Annotated in this window: 18 protein-coding genes; 1 reads left to right on the forward strand and 17 read right to left on the reverse strand. The window is 63.4% G+C overall.

Annotated elements, in window-relative coordinates; all coding sequences use genetic code 11:
- Positions 1–581 precede the first annotated feature (581 nt).
- Positions 582–1,277: a GntR family transcriptional regulator gene (locus FVF58_RS22315; RefSeq protein WP_149672018.1), complete on the forward strand. Its 696-nt coding sequence runs from the start codon at positions 582–584 to the stop codon at positions 1,275–1,277.
- Between the two features lie 86 nt (positions 1,278–1,363).
- Here the strand turns inward: FVF58_RS22315 and FVF58_RS22320 are convergent, their stop codons facing one another.
- The 17 genes from FVF58_RS22320 to FVF58_RS22400 form a co-directional block, all read right to left on the reverse strand.
- On the reverse strand, positions 1,364–2,659 hold the full coding sequence (locus FVF58_RS22320; protein WP_149672019.1) for an MFS transporter: 1,296 nt from the start codon (positions 2,657–2,659) through the stop codon (positions 1,364–1,366).
- A 165-nt stretch (positions 2,660–2,824) separates the two neighbouring features.
- A complete protein-coding gene (locus tag FVF58_RS22325; RefSeq protein WP_149672020.1) occupies positions 2,825–4,426 on the reverse strand; it encodes a CoA-transferase in 1,602 nt (533 codons plus the stop codon).
- On the reverse strand, positions 4,423–5,163 hold the full coding sequence (locus FVF58_RS22330) for an enoyl-CoA hydratase/isomerase family protein (protein WP_223191167.1): 741 nt from the start codon (positions 5,161–5,163) through the stop codon (positions 4,423–4,425). The genes FVF58_RS22325 and FVF58_RS22330 overlap by 4 nt, the downstream gene beginning before the upstream one ends.
- A gap of 41 nt (positions 5,164–5,204) precedes the next feature.
- Positions 5,205–6,542 (reverse strand): FAD-dependent oxidoreductase, encoded by a 1,338-nt coding sequence (locus FVF58_RS22335; protein WP_223191168.1) that lies wholly within the window; start codon positions 6,540–6,542, stop codon positions 5,205–5,207.
- Between the two features lie 441 nt (positions 6,543–6,983).
- On the reverse strand, positions 6,984–7,973 hold the full coding sequence (locus FVF58_RS22340; protein WP_246217164.1) for a vWA domain-containing protein: 990 nt from the start codon (positions 7,971–7,973) through the stop codon (positions 6,984–6,986).
- Between the two features lie 47 nt (positions 7,974–8,020).
- Entirely contained in the window at positions 8,021–8,566 is a 546-nt protein-coding gene (locus tag FVF58_RS22345) for a tetratricopeptide repeat protein (protein ID WP_149672023.1), read from the reverse strand.
- Positions 8,563–9,552, reverse strand: a complete 990-nt coding sequence (locus FVF58_RS22350) for a vWA domain-containing protein (protein ID WP_149672024.1) — start codon at positions 9,550–9,552, stop codon at positions 8,563–8,565. Before FVF58_RS22350 ends, FVF58_RS22345 begins: the two co-directional genes overlap by 4 nt.
- The gene (locus FVF58_RS22355) at positions 9,549–10,466 is read right to left on the reverse strand and encodes a calcium incorporation protein MxaA (protein WP_149672025.1); all 918 of its coding nucleotides are present in this window, start codon (positions 10,464–10,466) and stop codon (positions 9,549–9,551) included. The genes FVF58_RS22350 and FVF58_RS22355 overlap by 4 nt, the downstream gene beginning before the upstream one ends.
- A complete protein-coding gene (locus tag FVF58_RS22360) occupies positions 10,463–11,326 on the reverse strand; it encodes a DUF58 domain-containing protein (protein ID WP_149672026.1) in 864 nt (287 codons plus the stop codon). Before FVF58_RS22360 ends, FVF58_RS22355 begins: the two co-directional genes overlap by 4 nt.
- 13 nt (positions 11,327–11,339) lie before the next feature.
- Positions 11,340–12,359 (reverse strand): AAA family ATPase, encoded by a 1,020-nt coding sequence (locus tag FVF58_RS22365; protein WP_149672027.1) that lies wholly within the window; start codon positions 12,357–12,359, stop codon positions 11,340–11,342.
- Between the two features lie 293 nt (positions 12,360–12,652).
- A complete protein-coding gene (locus tag FVF58_RS22370; protein WP_246217151.1) occupies positions 12,653–13,198 on the reverse strand; it encodes a DUF3280 domain-containing protein in 546 nt (181 codons plus the stop codon).
- 44 nt (positions 13,199–13,242) lie between these two features.
- On the reverse strand, positions 13,243–14,244 hold the full coding sequence (locus tag FVF58_RS22375; protein ID WP_149672029.1) for a LysR family transcriptional regulator: 1,002 nt from the start codon (positions 14,242–14,244) through the stop codon (positions 13,243–13,245).
- Positions 14,245–14,249: 5 nt separating this feature from the next.
- Entirely contained in the window at positions 14,250–14,588 is a 339-nt protein-coding gene (locus FVF58_RS22380) for a carboxymuconolactone decarboxylase family protein (protein ID WP_188130904.1), read from the reverse strand.
- A 95-nt stretch (positions 14,589–14,683) separates the two neighbouring features.
- Positions 14,684–15,436 carry a hypothetical protein gene (locus tag FVF58_RS22385; RefSeq protein WP_149672031.1) on the reverse strand — a complete coding sequence of 251 codons (753 nt, stop codon included), beginning with the start codon at positions 15,434–15,436 and terminating at the stop codon, positions 14,684–14,686.
- On the reverse strand, positions 15,433–16,344 hold the full coding sequence (locus tag FVF58_RS22390; RefSeq protein ID WP_149672032.1) for a substrate-binding domain-containing protein: 912 nt from the start codon (positions 16,342–16,344) through the stop codon (positions 15,433–15,435). The genes FVF58_RS22385 and FVF58_RS22390 overlap by 4 nt, the downstream gene beginning before the upstream one ends.
- A 32-nt stretch (positions 16,345–16,376) precedes the next feature.
- A complete protein-coding gene (locus tag FVF58_RS22395; RefSeq protein WP_149672033.1) occupies positions 16,377–16,796 on the reverse strand; it encodes a c-type cytochrome in 420 nt (139 codons plus the stop codon).
- A 285-nt stretch (positions 16,797–17,081) separates the two neighbouring features.
- Complete coding sequence (locus FVF58_RS22400; protein ID WP_149672034.1) at positions 17,082–18,899, reverse strand: methanol/ethanol family PQQ-dependent dehydrogenase; 1,818 nt, start codon at positions 18,897–18,899, stop codon at positions 17,082–17,084.
- Positions 18,900–19,073 lie beyond the last annotated feature (174 nt).

Below are 19,073 nucleotides of genomic sequence, written 5' to 3' on the forward strand. Positions count from 1 at the left end.
AGAAATGCCATTGATTCACGCAACAGTGATCAGGTACCAAATGGTACGAAGCCGTTGCGTCGAATTCGTGAAAGAAACGGGAAATCCGCAACGCTCTTCCACGTACCACTGAAGTTGATAATTTATCTTATGTCAAATTGAATTCAAACTTCCAAAAACCGACCGTCACCCTTGGCGGGTTTCTTTCACGAGCGCGCCCCCAAAACATCGAGCTTCTCTGTCGAGGTCGTTCCACCCGAAAGCCATAACCCTGTTCACGGCAACCAACATCTCATCTGCAGACCAACCTATGCAGAGCTTCTTGTTATTTCGCACACGGACACGAGACTGCATCTGGCCGTGGACGCAAATGGCCGCCCATCGCGACCGATCTTCACCCAAGGACAGCTTGCCCACGTTTCGCGCGCCAAGAAACTGAATCAGCATTTGCACACGACGGTTTCGAGGGAACCGAGAGCGCGGCCAACGGAGTACCAGGCAGACATCAAGGCCCGTTACCGCCAACGTTTATCCTGACAACAGCACGCCACTTCCCTTCTCACCGGGGCATAATCCGTCAGTCCATCGTTGCGTTTGTCCACATGAAGAAAAACAGCTCCGCCAAGAAAGTATCCCGACGCGAACCGGTCAATCCGCCGGATCAGTTGCTGGTCGACGTCGCGTTTGCGCAGATCGAGGAAATGATCATCACGCGCAAGCTGCCGCCGGGTTCGATGATTTCTGAAAGCCAGCTTGCAGCCGAGATGGAAATGGGACGCACCCCCGTGCGCGAAGCGCTTCAGCGGTTGCGGCAGATCGGCTTCGTCGAAATGCTTCCGCGCCGAGGTACGCTCGTCGCCGGTGTGGACATCCGTCAGCAACTGGAACTACTGGAGGTTAGGCGCCCGCTCGAGGAACTCGTCGTACGCGTGGCCGCGCTACGCGCCACACCGGAAGAGCGCGCCCATCTGCGCCAGCTCGCGAAGCAAATGATCGACGCCGCCGAACGCGGTGACATGGAAGCCTGGATCAAGGCCGGAGGAGCGATTCACGACGCTGAAGTTCAGGCCACCCACAACAGCATGCTGATTACCAGCATGCTGCCGATTCACGCGCAATCTCGACGTTTCTGGTATCAGCATATCGAGCAGAATCGCGCTTACGTTGAAGGCGCTCAGTTGCACGCCAAGGTGCTGACGGCCATCGCTGAGGGCGACGGCGACCGGGCTGCGGCAGCGGCGCATGGTTTGATGCAGTTCATCGAGCGCTTCACCCGCTCCGCGCTCGATACTTTCTGAAGCCCTGCATAGCGTGGGCAGCGGCCGGGAGACTGCCACGTACCGGCGTTCGGCCGCCGCCACCCGACGCGATCGGCGTCGCGCCGCTACTCTGCCTGCGGCTGCGGAATCTCCGCCCCATGGCCGCGCACCTCGACATCCGCACGAGGCGCGTTCACGAACACCGCCACCGCGATCGCGCCTGCAAGGGCCACGCCCCCGCTCAACATGAACGCGCTCGTGAATACATGTGTCCATTGCACGAGGAAGCCTGTGAGAATCGGCGCGAGAATCCCTGCCGTGTTTGCGAGCAGATGCATGAATCCACCCACGCCACCCATCCGGGCGGGCTCGACCGTATCCAGAATGATCGCCCAGTACACGCTCAGCGTGAGATTCATGAAGAACACCGTAATGCCCATCAGCGCAACCGCCGCGCCTACGCTGGTCGCGGTGCCGGCGCACGCGACACAGGCTGCGGCAACCAGTAGCCCCCCCACGATCACGATCTTGCGTGACTTCAGCGCATTGCCGGTCCAGCGGAAGATCATATCGGACGTCAGGCCGCCCAGCGCGATCCCGGCAAATCCGAGCACCCACGGAATCACGTTGACGATGCTCATCGACGACAGGCTCAGATGCCGCTCCATCATCAGGTAGCTCGGGAACCACGACAGGAAGAAGTACAGGATGTACGCATAACCGAAGTACGCGAGCGAAGTCGCCCAGATAGTCGGACTCTTGAGATAGAAGCCCAGCGACATCCGCGGTTTCGCTTCGGAACCGGTATTCTCCGCGCGAGCAAGCATCGCCGCCGAACCTGCGCCGCGCGCCCAGCGGTTGTGCTCGGGCCGGTCCGTCGAGAAAATCGACCACATTATCACCCACAGCAAACCCACCACGCCGATTACGATGAACGGAATTCGCCAGCCCCAATGCAAGGCCATCAGCCCGACAATCGGACCGGCTAGCGCCGCACCCAGTTGCAGGCCGGAATTCGCGAAACCTACCGCCGTGGTCTGCTCCTTGCGCTCGAACCAGTTGCTGACGATCTTGTTCGTGCACGTGGCCAATGGCCCTTCCCCGGCGCCGAACACCACGCGGATCACCAGCAGGCCCGCGAGACTCGTCGCCGTAGCGGTCAGCCCGCAGAAGATGGACCAGAGACCGATCGCGACCACGAGTACCCGCTTCGCGCCGAAGCGATCCGCCGCGTAGCCGCCAATAAAGCAGAACAGCGAATAGCCGACAAAAAACGCACTGAAGACAATGCCGAGATGCGCGGCATCGAGCTGCAGATCCTTGGCGATGAGCGGCGCGGCAACCGACAGAGCGGCGCGGTCGAGGTAGCTGATCGCGCAAGCGAGAAACAGCATGAAAACGACAAACCAGCGGTATTTCATGATCGTCTCCTCCAGATTCGCCTGAGCGATCGGGATGGTGGGTTGTCCTCGACGCCGTGTGCTCAGACGCGGCGTTGCGCAACCGTGTTGTTGGAACCGACGCGGCGCACCGTCGACGGCAATCGCCGTACGTTGCAGGAGCAGCCGCGCCATTGTTGTGGACTGCTAGCTTTCTACCGCGACCTCCGCGCAATGATCGGCGTTCTCGACGAACAGCGATGCGTTCATCAGCGGCAACGGGTCGAGGATATGAGCCGGCGCGAACGCCATTAGATCGAGCACGTCGCGGCGTACATCGACGCCCGGCGCAACCTCGGTCAGCACGAGGCCGCTCGCGGTCTGCTCGAACACGGCGCGCTCCGTCACGATTAGCGCACTCTGCCCCGCCGCAACGCCGTTCGCCACCGGATAAGTCCGGCTCTGCACGGTATCGACGAACTTGCTGACCTTGCCCTCCTTCACGATCCTCGTGCGGCCCGCTTCGTACGCGATGTCGAGTCCGCCGGTCGTGAACGAGCCGGTGAACACCAGCCGTTTGGCATTCATCGCGATGTCGATGAAGCCGCCCGCCCCCGGATTAACCTTGCCGAACTTGCTGACGTTGACCGTTCCATGCGAATCGTACTCTGCGAATGCGAGTGCCGCGAATCGGCACAACCCCCCGTCTATCACGTCAAACTGCGTGACGCCGTCGAGCAACGCCTGCGGCCGGAGGTTCGCCGAAAACTGCCAGCCGTTCATCACGATTCCGCCATAGGAACCATGCTCCGTCGTGAACCAGTAGTCATCCGAAGCATTGTCCAGATCAATAAGACCCTGCTCCGCCATCACGAGCGGCACGTCGGCCGCTGCGCCAAAGCCGAAAATCGACAGTTCGTGCTTGCGCACTTCCAGCGCCGCGCGCCGCGCGATCACCTTGTCGGGTCCAAACGGAATCGCGGGCAAACGTGCGTTCACGCCGGCGGCACGCAGATAGGCCTCGTCGTAAGGCGTATCGGTGCTCATCATCATCTGCGGCTCTACCACGAGCGCATCGACGAACATGCCCGGCAGTCGCACCGATGTCGCCGCGCGCGCACCGCGTGGCACGATGCGGCGGACCTGGACGATCACGCGCCCGCCGCTCGCCTTCGCCGCCAGCGCGAGCGCGAGACTTGCGGAAACCAGCGGCTCGTCTTCGAACGAAAGATTGCCGAACTCGTCCGCACTGCTCGCACGGATGATCGCCACGTCGATCGGCCAACTCGGATAGAACAGCAGATCTTCATTGTTCAGGCGGATCTTCTGGATCAGATCGTCCTCGCAGCGGCTGGTGAACTTGCCGCCACCGTGTTGCGGATCGGCATACGTGCCCACGCCGACGCGCGTCATATAACCAGGGCTCTTGCGCGCGACCTCGCGCAACCAGTGCATCGACGCGCCGATCGGCCACGAATACGCTTCGATCCGGTTCTCCTGAATGAGCCGCATCAGCGCGGGACGCTCGCCGGTGCGCGGATTGACCGGGTTGATATAGGAGCCGGAGACGATACGCTTCATCAGTCCTTCTTGCGCGACGTGATCCATCCCGCGAATGTCGACCGCGTCCCCGGTGCCGCACGGAAAATAAAACGTGAGGTTGCGCGGCGCGCCAGTTTCGCGAAAACGCTTGCCGAGCGCCCCGAGCGTGGCATCGGGCACCACCCATCCGATAACGCCAACGGATGCCACCGTCTGCCCGTCCTGAATCGACGCGACAGCCTGTGCCGCGGACATGATTTTCGTCATGACTTTACCTTGAATTTCGAAAAAATTGCCTGAGCGGCTCCTGCTTCGCAGTTGCTCGCGAAATGTCGGGACGCCAGATTGTCGAGCTGCTCGCCGTCAAGCGAAACGAAAGGCTCGAAGAAGCGCTTGGTCGACGCCACCGCATCGGGCGGCAGCGCAGCAAGCCGCTGTGCGAGAGAGAGCGCCGTCTGGTCGGCGTAGCCCGGTTCGGTCAGATAGTCCGCGATGCCGAGACGATGCGCCTCGATGCCGTTCATCGCATCCGCAGCCCACGTCAGCAGCCGCGCGCGCACCGGACCCACGCGCGCGAGCAGTGCCTGCAGCCCCCATGGCGGCAGCCAACCGTTCGGCACTTCGGGAAGATGCCAGCGCACGTTTGACGCGCTGACGACGATGTCGCACGAAATCGCCAGAACGAAGCCGCCGCCCAGCGCGAAACCTTCGACTGCGGCGATCACCGGCTTCGACAACCCGGCGATCGAGCGCGCAACGCGCGCGGTCTGCGACTCGGAATCGCACATCTGCTGAATGGACATCGTCGCGAGTTCTTTCAGGTCGCTGCCCGAACAGAACGCAGGCGGCGCACCGGAGAGAACGATCGCCCGCACACCCGGATCGCGGTCGGCCTGCTGCAATGCCTGCTCCAGTTCCGCTATCGAACCGCCGTCGAGCGCGTTGCGCCGCTCAGGCCGGTTCAACGTCAACTGACGGACATCCCCCATGTTCACAATAATCACTTCCCTACCCTCCATGTTTGCTTTCTCAACAGCAATCCCTGCTACAGCGCGGCACCATCCCGACCGAGCGCATTCCGTATCGCCTGCGGATCGACGTTGCGCGGCTCGATGCCCTGGCGGACCGCGAGGCTGGCGGCATGTCCGATCGCATGACCGTATGAAAAGCATTGAGCCGTGACGCGCGCCGAGGCGACCGCTTCGTGTTCCGCAGACAGACACCGCCCTGCCACCAGCAACCCTTCGCCACGCGACGGCACGAAGCAGCCGTAGGGCACTTCGTAGTAGTCGTCGAGCACCCATTCCACCTTCGGCTTCGCGCCGGCGTGCAGCTCGATCGGCCACGGCGAGCGCGCAATACCGTCCGAGAATTTCCGCGCGCCGACGACATCGGCATTCATGAGTTTCGTCACGCCTTCGACCTGACGCGTCTGGCGCACACCCACCTGAACACCGGTATCGTTGACGAATGATTTTTCGCAGCCCGCTACGTAGTCTCTAAGGAAGCGTGCATACGCATGAACCTGCTTCCTGCCGTTCAGCTCGCCTTCGGTGAAATCATCGTAGAAAAGCGGGTTGAGTTCGCGTCCGTCGGAGCCGGTGATGCGCGTGCAGTTGCATAGCAACTCACCGGGACGGGTCGTCGGGAAGAGCCAGATTTTCGAGCGCGGCAGGTTGTCGCCAGCGAGTTGCCGTTCGCGCAGCAGTGACGAAATCGCTTCGCCCATGATCGTGTCGTCGCCGTAAGCGGCGGTAAAACGTTCGACATCCACGCCTTGCAGGCGGAAGATCATCGTCGGGTTCTGCACGCGAGAACCATCGCCCACAAAGCTATCCAGACCAGCCATCGCGACGAGGTCGGCATCGCCGCTGGCGTCGACGGTGACGCGCGCGCGAATCGTCAACGGCCCCTGCTTGGTCCATGCCGTCACACCCTCGACGCGCTCGTTTCCGTCCAGCAGCACACCGGTTGCAATCGCGTGATAAATAACCTTGACGCCGGTTGCCTCCAACAGACTGTCGGCCGCATCGCGCCACACCAGCGGATCGTGAACGCGTGTCCAGGTTTTTCCATAGCGCACGGGTGCAGCGAGACCGCCGCGCTGCTCCAGTACGTCGCAGAACTCCTGCGCAAAGCCGGAAATAATCGCCTCGGGCTTCGCGCCTGCGCGCTCGGTCGCGAGATACATCCCACATACGGTGCCGGAGAGCCCCGCCACCGCCCCGCCTCCGCAAAAACCATAACGCTCCAGCAGGATCACCTTCAGCCCCTGCCGACTGGCGGTTACGGCGGTGGCAACGCCAGCGGCGCCTCCACCTGTCACGAGAACGTCGCATTGAAGGCCGTCAACGGACCGGACATCGACTCCAACATTTTTCATCTGTCTCATTTTGTCGTCACCTGATATGTCAGCTGACGACATTTGTAGCGGAGCGAAATTGGCCTGTCAATGACAATGTCGGGAAGGGGGCCCAAGCGGTGGTCCGGCGGATGCCTGAGTGGCATGCGGGGCGGCAGTTTGAGGGAGAAACGACCTATGTACCTAACGTTTTCCCCAGGGACTATCAGCGGGTTGTCTGGCGCGGCATAAGTGCGCCCCCATGGCGGCGGCCCAGCGCTGTTATTTTTGTAGTCCAAACAACTTGGCGGATCGGTTTCCTGGCCATGCGTTGCCGCACCGCGCAAGATGCGTTCACGGGCTCTGTCGCGCTCAGGCCGCACGCGGCGCACGGATCATCGTGGCAAACATCGAAGGCATGCATTTGTTCCGCAAACGGCAGATGCAGGACGACGGCGTCGCCATAACCGCGGCCGGGCAACGCTATTCGCCTGTCATGTTAGTTTTCCTCTGCAGATTGGCATTCACTCGTCCCACTTTTCTCACCGAGATACCACCTGCTGGAACAAGCCACCGAACGGCCCTTCGCACCTGTCTTCGACAAAAGTCCCGCCACTCCCAAATCGTGTCGGGCGCAAACCGCCCCACGAACAGCAACAGCGCAAGCAGCGCGGGACACCAGCGCAAATCGGTCGGCACCGGCTCGCGGTGAGCGAAGCGCGCGTCAAGCATCGCATCGCCTAGCGATGTCGTGGTCCAAAGGCGGCGATAGCCGAGACCGGTTTGCCCAGCCACAAACCCGAGATACTGGCCTCGCAACTCGGAAAGCTCCTCATGTGTCTCGACCGGCGCATCGGACCCCGGCGTAGTCGGCACCTGTATCACGTCGTCGGCCTGCCAGTATCCGATCCGGTTACCGTCGGCGTCGCTCTTCGGAATGGCCGCGGGTTGATCGCCCCCCACGCCGATCAGCCAGCCCTTGATGCCCGCGGGATTGATATCCCGCATCAGCGCTCGCGATGGCAGGACAGGCGGCGCCTCCTGTCCATCGGTGACGAACACGACGGCCGCGCCGTGGCCGCCCCCCTGCGCCACACGCGTAGCCGAATAAACGCCGCCCTCGGCAATCCGGCTCCAGTTAGTCCACCGCATGCGCGCGTCGATACCGTCGAGCGACACCAGCAACGCGTCGTAGTTGTTGCACACCTCGATGGGCGGCAGCAACAGCAAGGTCCGTTGCCCGGTAAACACGCTCCAACCCACCTTCGAGCCACAAGGCAATTGCCCCAGCGCACCGCGCATCGCGGCCTGCGCGAACTTCAGCCGGCTCACCGGCACGCCGTTCAGAGTGACGTCTTCGACGTCCATGCTTTGCGTGATATCGAACGTCACGATGTAGTCGAATGTATTGCGCGGCAAGGTCACATCCGGCATGACGACCGCGGCGATCAACGCGACGAGCGCGGCGGCCATCAACCCATGACGCCCCCTGACGAAGCCGCGCTCGCGGATCCCGGTATTCACGGCAAATCCTTGCTTTGCGGGTCGCGCAGTTTCACGTTGTGCTGCTCTTTCACATCGGGCTCATCGGACGCGGAGTGTGTTTCAGGCGCAAGCCAAAGCGCGCGCTCGAGGTTATAGCGCGCGTCCCAATCGTCCGGCGCCGCGCGTAGCAACATCCGGTAGCGCGCTTTGGCTTCGCCGATCATCGCGAGCGACCTGATGGTGCCGGTGGCACCCTCTCCCCCTCCCTCGCGCAGGTACATGTTGCCGATATCGAACAGCGCCGTGCGGCCGAGGTCGTCAAGACGGTCCTCGTGAATCAGGCCATCGTAGAGCCGCGCTGCCGCATCGTAGGCGCCCGCTTTCGACAGCGCCGTCGCGCGTGCCAGCCGAACCTGCGGCGCGTCGTCGTTGGCGCGGTGCTCACGCGGGTCGACGCTCGCCGCCACAATGGCCTGATTCATCCGCTCGGCATGTTGAAGACGCGTCCAGTCATACGCGGCCACGCCGGCGCAGCAGATCGCAATGGTCTCGAACACGGCGTGAACAAGCGTGCGCGTCATGCCCAGCTCCTTACCTGAAAAAAGCGCAACACCATCAACACGGCGGAAAAAAACAAAGCGGTAGCAAAGCAATATGGACTCAAATCCTGCCGGGGCAAATGCTCGACAAACGACGTCCGCGCGTTTTGCTGCCGATTGATCTCGGCGACCGCCGCCATCATGGCCTTCGCGTCACCCGCCTGGAAAAGCCGGTAAGGCGTCTTTAGCGTCAGAAAATATCGATGCAATTCGGCTTCGGCCGAAGACCCGCCGACGGGTACCGCGGCGTTCAGATCGGGGCTGTAGACACTGCTGCGCAAGTAAATGAAGTACAGCGCGATCTGGTTGCGCTGCAGCCCTTCCTGAATGCGTCGGCGCACCGCCTCGTCGAGCCTCGCCCCGCCATCGGAGACGAGCACGATCGCGCGGCGTCCCGACGAGAGGCGACCATCGAACTGCGCGATCGCGGCCAGCATTCCCCGGTCGAGTTGCGTGTCCGGCATGCCTCGGCCAATGGCCGTGGCGGCGATCGCGGCCTCGATCACGCGATGGTTGTACGTGAACGGCATCGCCAGCACGGGGCTGGTGCCGAACATCATGAACGCGAGCCGGTCGTTGGGGCGCTGGTTCACGAAGCTCGTCAACGAAGCGCGCGCGACCTTGTTCTTCGTGTCGCCACCACCCGGCGATTCGACGCCCGCGCTGGCCATCGGCTCGTCCATGCTCGCGCTGCGATCCATCAGGATCAGGATCTGCGCGCCGCTCCCCGTGCGCACCACCTGCAGTTGCGAGCGTCCCGGCCCCGCGAGTCCGACGACGATACCCGCCATCGCCAGCACGCCGCTGCAGCGCGCGAGCAAGCCGGCCCATCGGCCGACGCGATCGACCGGCAGCCACGCGACGCTGGAAAACACCAACGTATCGCTACGACGCGGCAGCAATGGCAGCGCGGCGAGCGGCAGCAAGGCCAGCATCCACGGAGCGGCGAAATCGAGAGCCATGGTCATCGCTGCTGGCGCCGTTCAGCGCGATACAGCGCACGGCTCAGCGCCTGCAATGGAAACTCGGCAGCGCCCGGCGCAGGTTTGAAGAAGCGCTCGGCCGACACCTGATAGAAGTGTTCGAGTTGCGCGCGCAGCGGTTGCAGATACGGTGCGCGGGTCAACAGTGCGGACAGCGATCCCCCGTGCACGACCTGCCCCGCGGTTTCGTTCAGCGCCTCATGTATGCAGAACCACGCGTCTTTGGACGAAGGGGCTTGCGCACCTTGAAGCCGTTGCATCTGCCGCCATGCACGTGCAAACGGCAATCGGGCCGACTCGCGCTGGTTACGCCACCACCACCACGCCGCCCACGCGAGCAAGGTCGCGAGCAACAGACCGAGCGCCCACGCGATCTGGCGACGCAACCCGGCGGTGGCCAGCCATGGAGCCTGTCGATCGGGCCGCAGCGGCTGCAGGTCGCCGGCAGCGAACGTGGCAGGCGGGGTCAGCGGTCCGACGCTCGCCGGCCATTCGGCCACCTGCAATTGCGCGCCGCTTGCCGATGTCAATGTCAGCGGGGGCAACGCGATTTGCGTGAGCGTCTGCGGCGCATTGACAATCTGATAGCCGACCACCATCCAGCGGCGGCCATCCGCATCGATTTCGAACGACACTGGCCGGCGTTCGAGCCAGACGCCGGTGCGGCCGACCGATGGCGGCGTGACCGCACCCATGTCGTCGCCACCGGCTTGCAGAAGCACGCGTTGCGTAAGCACATCGCCGAGCACGTAGCCGAATGCGCGCGGCTGTTGCACGATCGCGGGCACCGCCGTGGCAGCGTCGCTGCTGGCCGCATGTGCAGCGGCAATCAGCGCCGCGATCAGCACGTGTCGCGACAAACTACGCGCGCTGCCGACGCTGAGGACGCACGGCTTCATACCGTCGTCTCCAGAAAATAACGCGACATGGCTTCCGGATCGAAGGCGCCTTCGACATAAAACGGCCGCATGCCACGCGAGCCGAAGATCCCGCCGAGTTCCGCGCGACGGTGCTCGACGCCTTCGCGCCAGCGCTTGCGGATGCCGTCGCGTAGCCACACCATGCGCTCTTCGCCCGACTCGGTGTCATGAACCGCCAGCAACGGACCGCGGCGAGGCGGCGAAATTTCAGCCTCGTCCCAAACGACTATCGGCACGACGCACGCATGGACCAGCATGTCGAGCACGCGCGGCATCTGGATCAGCGGCCAGTGGAAGTCGGACACGACGAAAACGAGCGCCTGCCGGCCGGCGAGGCGCGTCGCGCAGCGCCGCAGTCCTTCGACACCGCCGCTCGCGGCCGCGCTGCTCGGGCACTCGCGCAACATGGTCGCCAGCAGATTGCCGGTGCCCCGGCCGTATCGCGCCGGCATGAACAGATCGTCGCGTTCGCCGGCATCGAATGCCAGCAGGCCGAGCCGGTCGCCGACACGGAACGCGCTGTAGCCCAGCGCCTCGACGAAGTCGGCGGCAACCTGCAGCTTCGTTTGACGCGTGCCGAATTGCATCGACGCCGACACATCCACGATCACCACCACCGGCACCGCCACGCGCTGCAGGTGAACCCGCACGAGCCATTCCGAGCGCGCCGCGCGCATGCTCGCACGCAGATCCAGACGGCGTGGATCCGGGTAGTCGAACAGGCGGCCGTGCATCGCGAATTGCTGGCCGGAGCCGAAACTCGAACCGGGATGCGAACCCGGCCGAGCCCCGCCGGCGCGCGTCGGCAAACGGTAGTGAAATTCTGCTATGCCGTTCATCGTTGAGCGCGCCTCAAGGCACGGCCACCTTGGCCATGATCTGCGCGATCAGGGCTTCGGCCAGTTCCTGGCGGCGCAGTTCATAGATCGGCGTGAAGAACACACGATGACCGAGCGCCGGCATCAGCACTTCATGGATGTCCTCTGGGATCAGATGCGAACGCCCCGCGAGCCATGCGACCACGCGGGCGGCCCGCAACAGCGCGCTCATCCCGCGCGGGCTCGCGCCGGCAAGAATCAGTTGCTGCATGTCGACGCCGTCGAGCGTGATGCCGAAACGCAGTGGCGTTTCCGTCGCCTGCCAGATATCGAGCGCGTAGCGCTCGATCGTTTCACTCGCCTGCACGCCTTGCTGAATCGCCGCACCCACCCTGTTCAACTCTTGCCAGGGCACGATCGCGGGTGTGAGTTGTGCGAGCAGCATGTCGACGTCATGAAACATCGTGTCGAACACCAGCGCGCGCCGTACGTCCGGCACGGCGGGCGTGGGCATGTTCAACTCGAACAGGAAGCGGTCGCGCGCAGCCGATGCCAGCTCGAAGGTTTCCTCTTTCTCGACCTTGTTGCGATCGGCGAACACGGTCATATGCGGGAAACGGTGTTCGCGGTCGAAAGCCCACACAGAGCGCTCGGCCATCGCGCGCAGCAACAGCGACTGGACCTGCGGACGAGCCCGATTGATTTCGTTGAAGAAGAAAGTGGTCAACTGCTCGCCGTGGCGCAGCAGCGGCCCCGGCTCGATACGCGGCTTGCCGTCGGCATCGACGTACGTGTGATAGACGAGGTCGCCCGGCATCAGATCGATGGTGCCTTCGACGCGCTCGAACTCTCCGCCGACCACGCGTGCGAACGCGCGCAACACGGTCGTCTTGCCAACGCCGACGCCGCCTTCGAGCAGCACATGGCCCCTCGCGAACAATGCGACGTTGATGAGCCGTAGGATTTGCTGCTGGCCTATGACGACCTTGGCGACTTCGTTTTCGATTTGCTGTGCGTGAAAACGCCAGTCCTGAAGCTGTTCGCCAGAACTCATCGATGCGATCCCCTTCCTGTAGCCGGCCTGCCTGTGGTGCCGCGAACGCTTTGTCCCGAGCTGGCGACACGCGCATGCTTTTCTGGTTGTGCCCGTGCGGTATTCGGCGTCGGCGGGTCCTGCACTCGCCAGCATCTGTCCAAGCACGGTTTGTGCCGATCACGCGGACGTCCGGAGCGCGCAGCGCCGCGTCCAGCTGGTTGTCAGCCTGTCACGAGATCCGGGTACACACTGTGCCATCGGTCGCGACACGCATCGGCCCACGTCGCCTGCCGCGGCGTGGCAATTCCGGCTCATCGCCGCGGTGCTGCGTGGTCCGCCGGCGAGCCCGCCGCGGCCTGCTCAATCAATAGTCCGGCGAGCGCCGACGCACCGCGGCGCCACGACAGGTCCGTATTGCCGCGAATGTCGACCGAACGCTGGAACAAGGTCTTGCCGCTGGCTACCTCTTCCACACGCAAGTTCAGATTGAGGATCAGGTTGCTGACTTTCTGCACCCAGCAGATCCCCACCTGCTCGACGCCCAGCTCGCGCCCGACCTGCCGGGCGCAGTTGTCGCATGTGCTCAGGTCTTGCGTCGCGTCGAGCCGGGCGATCAGATCGGCAGCGCCGCCGTTGTCTGCGACACGGTAGCGCTGGCTGGCATCCAGTTGCGCACGCAGCGCGTTGCTGATCATGTCGATGCGCGCCTGCTGGAGGCGATTGGTATCCGCATCGTTGTAGGCGGCGTTATCGTCGATCAGACCGCAGTTCATCACCGCGATCGAGGCCGCCCCGGCGCGCACCGGCGCAGCGGCAAACCCGACCCCGGCGACGCTGACGACGACGGCGCACACCACGCTCGCACCACGCACGAATGCCGCGCGCCACGCAAACGGCGGCTTCATTGGCACGTTCCCTTGCCGCCGGCCGGAAAGCTCGCAAACGCCGCGTAGTCGCGCTCCAGATGAGTCGCCGCATGGTCGAGCAGAAACTGCCGGAATACCACGCTAGTGGGCGATAGCTGCTTTGAGCGCAGATGCACGATTTGCCATGTGCGCTCGATCGGCGTGCCGTTCACGTCGAGCAACGCGATCTCACCCGTGCGCAACTCCAGCAGCAGCGTATGCAGCGAGATCAGACTCACGCCGATGCCCGCCATCACCGCCTGCTTGATGGTCTCGTTGCTGCCGAGCGTGACGATCCTCGCGGGGGTGAACAGATGCTGCCGGAACATCACTTCGGCGGCCATGCGCGTGCCCGAGCCGGGTTCGCGCAACAGGAACGTATCGCCGCGCAGCTCCTGCAGATCGAAGCGGCGCGCGCCGCAGAGCGGATGATCCAACGGCGCGATCACCACTTGAGGATGGCTGGCTAACGCCTCGGTCGTCGTGTCGAGTTCCGGCGGCGGCCGTCCCATGATCGCGAGATCGATGGCGTTGTCCTGCAGCAGCCGCAGCAGCGCATCGCGATTGCCGACCGAAAAGTGCACGTCGACCTTCGGGTACAGATGCGAATAGAGCGCTAGCAGTTTCGGCGCGAAGTAGGTCGCGGAACTGACGATGCCCATGTTGATGGAGCCGCTGTCGGCCTGCTTGAGCGACATCATTGCATCTTCGGCATCCTTGATCTCGCCGAGGATGCGGCTCGCGTGATGCGTCAGCATCTCGCCCGCTTCAGTCAGCGCGAGCTTGCGTGCGGCGCGCTCGAACAGGCGCAGGCCGACCGCATCTTCGAGTTGATGGATCTGCATCGAAACCGCCGGCTGGGTCAGATGCAGTTCCTCCGCCGCGCGCGCGAAACTCGTATAGCGGCTCGCCACCACGAAGATCTGCAACTGCCGCAGGGTCAGCGTGCGGATGAAATTCAGGTTGAGCCGATTCGTCGCGGAGCGCGCGGTCTGCATGTGAACTAGCCGCTTTGCTGACCGAATGCATCGAGCGCGCGCGCGGAATAGACCAGCGCGGCACCGGCGTTCAACGCGATCGCCACCGACAACGCCTCCGCCACCTCCTCCCGGCTCGCCCCTGCCCGCGCGGCGGCAGCGCTGTGTAGCGCGATGCAGCCGTCGCAGCGGGTGGTGACGGCGACCGCGAGTGCGATCAGCTCGCGAGTCCTCGTGTCAAGCTTGCCGGCACGGGCCGCGGCGCCGTCGAGCGCGTGGAAACCCGCCAGCGTGGCCGGCGCGGCAGCGCCGAGTTCGCCGATGGCCTCCCGCAGTTTCGGTGCGTAATCTTGTGAGTCGATCAGCATGCATGAGCTCCGTCATGAAGTCGGATAGTCGCGCGACGGTGCTGGTCGAGCAGCCGCGCCGCGGTCTGAAGGTGCCGGTGCGGCAGCGTGCGCTAACGGCTCGCCCTCGGCGCGTTGGACGGCTTCTGCGGCGCTTTGCCCGGCGCCGGCAATTTGCGCAGGGCGGCCTGGAAGATCAGCGTCTGCGTGTGCGCCGGATGCGCGAAGTCGTTGTTCGGGCCGGGCACGTCGGTGCGAATCAGCACCACCTGGCCCGGCACGTCATCGGCGAGCAGAAAGGTGTAGCGCTTGGCCGTGTATTGCGCGAAGCGCTCCGAATTTGGATCGTTCAGGTAGGGCTGCACGACGATGCGCCGCGCGCTGACGGACTTGCCGCCGGCCTCGCTCGTCACCGTTTCGATGCGCGGCCCGGCAGCGAGCGCGAGGCGCAGGCGGTGCTGAAAATAACGCCGCTGGCCGCCTGTCAGGCTCTGCATCTCGGAGATGTCGCGTTCGAGAAAATAGATGATCACCGGATTGCACTGCAGGCCGCCATTCGGCAGCGGCACGTTGCCGCTACGGTCCGACACCTGGGCGTCGCCTTTCGCGTTGTCTGCGCTGAGCACCAGCACCTTGACGAGGTCGGCACCGTGCGACGGCTGTTCGGAGTTGACCACTGCGTAGTCGAGTTCCGTCTGCGCCTCGACACCGTGCAGGTGATCCGTCGTGAAGATCAGGCGTTCGGCCGGCGTGATGTCGTCGCTTCCCGGCGTTGCCGCTGCGCGGGCGGCGAGCGGCACGACGCACATCGCCCACATCATCCATGCCGCCAGCGCGCGAAGCCAACCGCTTCGTGCACCCCTCATGGCGACGCGTCGCCGGACTTCGGCGCCGGCACGTCGACGGGTTTGAGCAGCGGCACCTGGTAGCTGGTCAGAATACTGTCGATCTTGTCCTGGTTCGCGCCGATCCATTGATCCACCTTGTCTTTCCAGGCCTTCTCGCCATACCGGACGCCCATCGAAATCGTATAGTCGAAGCGGATGCCGGGCCCGGCGGGAAACGGCACGAGTTTGACCGTATCGCCGGCACGCTTGGCGAAGTAACCCGCGATCGGCCCCCACAGGAACACCACGTCGACGTTGCCCGCACGCAGGTCCTGCTCGATCATCTGGCCTGGATATTCCTGTGGGTCGCCGCTTTGCACCCTATACGAGACCGCCTGCTCGATCAGATTGTGGCTGAGCAGCCAGTCGACGGCCGGGGTTTGCGAAAAGATGCCGAAGCGCAGTTTGTGCAACTGTTCGGGCGGCAGTTTGAGCAGGTCGTCAGGCGTGTTGATGTTGGCGAACTCGGGGCGCGTCGGAAACACCATCGCATACGTCGAACGCAGATACGGCTGCGTCGTCGAGGTCATGTCGTATCCTTTCGGCACCCCGATGATCAGGTCGCACCTGAAGCGCTCGCTGCCCTCTTCCTTCTCACGCAGCGTGTGACGCACGAAGCCCATGCGCTGCGGGAAGTACGTGTACTCGAGCTTGTAGCCGAAATCGCTGGCCATCTGGCTGGCGATGCGGTTCTCGTAACCCTCGCCCTTGTTGTTGGACAGGGGCATGTTGTTCGGGTCCGCGCACACTCTGAGCACGCCATCCGCGCCGTCGTTGTTCGGCAGCGTCGGACCGTCCGCCTTGACCGCGGCGCTCGCGAGCGCCGCGCAGCACAGCGCGGCGGCGATCAGCGGGGCGTGCACCGACATGCTTCTTTTATGACGCATCATGAGCCTCCGAAAGAGTAGCGGCGCCAACCCTATTTGGCATCGATGGCCTGGAGGTCGCCCGGCTTGATCTGTCCATCGGAGCGCCCTTTCAGATAAGCATAGAGGTTTTCCCAGTTCTTCTGCATCATCTGGCTCGTGCTGAAATCGGGCATGCCCTTGGCCACCCTTCCGCCGAATACCGTTCGATGAAACTCGTCCTTGTCGAGAGACTTGAACGCGTCGATGAGCGACGGTCCGACCATGCCTTGTTGCTGCGCGCCGTGGCAGCGTTCACAGGCGAGCGCGCGCCATGTCCTCCACCCTTGCAGCGTATTACTGTCGACCTTGCTACCGTCGACCACCTTGTATGCGACCTGTGCAACCGAGGGATTGTTCTGCGCGTATCCGACAGGAAGCAGGACGAGTGCCGCGGGCAATGCCGCGAGCAACAAGATTGATCGGCCTTTCATGCACGTGTCTCCTTTGTCGACCGGAGTTAGCGCTTCAGCGCTTACTCCGGTCCCATGCAAGTTATTGCGGTCGACCGGAGTTGGCGCTTCAGCGCTTACTCCGGTCCCATGCAAAAGTCCCATGCAAAATGTTTGCTCGAGAAGACCGCCACCCTGATGCGCTTCATGAACGCATCGGCGAAACGGGCCCGCGCGGGATGATTCATCCGGCCGCACTGAACGGACGGCCGCTGCGCCCTGCTGCAACAGACGCGTCGGCCGTTCGTATCAGTGCGCCCCGGTCATTCAGCTTTTCTCGCCCGGAATCGCGAACACGAAGAGCGTGCCGCCGAGCGCGGTGTACTTCGCCAGTTCACGATAGCCGCCGACCGCACCCAGACCTTCGGTCGACTTTTCCAGCCCGGCCGCCATACCGATGCCGGCCCAGCCGCCGATGCCCGAGTACACGCCGATGAACTGCTTGCCCTGGTACTCGTAGGTAAAGACGTTGCCGATGATCCCCGACGGCGTCTTGAAGCGCCACAATTCCTTGCCGTCCTTGATCCGAACCGCCTTGATGTAGCCTTCGAGCGTGCCGTAGAACGCAACGCCGCCCGCCGTGGCGAGCACGCCCGACCAGACCGAGAACTTCTCCGGCTTCGACCAGACGATCTTGCCCTTGCTCGCATCCCACGCGATGAAGTTACCCATCGCGTTGTTGTCGTTCGGTCCCGGATACATCGACAGCGTGGCGCCGACGTACGGCTGTCCCGACACGTAGTCGACATCGAACGGCTCGTAGTCCATGCAGACATGGTTGGTCGGCACGAGGAAGAGACTCGAACCCGGATCGAACGCCGCCGGTTGCTGGTCTTTGGAGCCGAGCGCCGCCGGGCAGATGCCCTTCACGTTGTGATCGGAGCCGGCTGCCTGGGTCGAGTACGCCGCGTTGCGGATCGGCAGGCCGCTCTTCATGTCGACGCGGTCAGCCCAGTTCACTGCGGGGTCGTACTTCTGCGCGACGAGCAGCTGTCCGGTCTCGCGATTGAGCGTGTAGCCGAAACCGTTGCGATCGAAGTGCACGATCGAGGGCACCTTCTTGCCGTTGATGTTCAGGTCGGACAGGATCATTTCGTTGACGCCGTCATAATCCCATTCGTCGTGCGGCGTCATCTGGTAGACCCATCTGGCCTGGCCGGTATTCAGGTCGCGCGCGAAGATCGACATCGACCACTTGTTGTCGCCCGGACGTTGCGTCGGGTTCCATGTGCCCGGATTGCCGGTGCCGTAATAGATGAGGTTCAGCTTGGGATCCCACGCATACCAGCCCCACGTGGTCCCGCCGCCCAGCTTCCACTGATCGCCCTTCCACGACTTGAGCGACGAGTCCGCGCCCACCGGCACCATCTTGCCGTCGGTATACGTCATCGTCTTCTGCGGGTCGAGCAGCATCTCGTTGTCGGGGCCCGTGCTATAGGCAGTCCAGACTGGCTTGCCGGTCTTGATGTCATAAGCAATGAGACGCCCGCGCACGCCGAATTCGCCGCCCGAGATACCGGTCAACACCTTGTCGCCGAAAACGTGCGGCGCGTTGGTGTTGGTTTCACCCGCTTTGGGATTGCCGTTCTGCGCGGTCCAGACCACATCGCCGGTCTTTGCGTTGAGCGCCACGAGCTTGGTGTCGGCCTGTTGTAGGAAGATCTTGCCGTCGCCGTAGGCGAGACCGCGGTTGACGGTGTCGCAACACATCACGGAGACGACCTGTTCGTCCTGTTTCGGTTGATACTGCCAGACGAACGTTTGATCCTTCAGGTTGATGGCGATGACCTTGTTGGGGAACGGCGAGTGGATGTACATCGTGTCGCCGATCACGAGCGGCGCGCCTTCGTGGCCGCGCAGCACGCCGGTCGACATGGTCCATGCGACCTGCAGCTTGCCGACATTGTTCTCGTTGATCTGCTTGAGCGGGCTGTAGCGGTGATTCGCATAGTCGCCCGCCTGGGCCGCCCAGTTGGATGGATTTTTCATCAGGCCGTCGAGCTGCGAATCGGCTTGTGCGGCGATAGAGCCAAAGGCTGCCGATGCGAGGATCGAGAGCCCAAGAACTACGGTGCGTAAGTTCATGTCTCCTCCAGAATTGTCCTGCTGTTCAACTCACGAATGACCCACGCTACCTCGTCGCATCGTGCGCGCCTTCTCGAGTGCAGGTAACGATCAACGCCCTATCCCGATCGATGTCAGGCTTCGCGGCGCATGAAGGGCCAACGCATATTCCATGCCGGAAAGTGGCGGCGATGG

The organism is Paraburkholderia panacisoli (assembly GCF_008369935.1).
GTDB classification, from domain to species: domain Bacteria; phylum Pseudomonadota; class Gammaproteobacteria; order Burkholderiales; family Burkholderiaceae; genus Paraburkholderia; species Paraburkholderia panacisoli.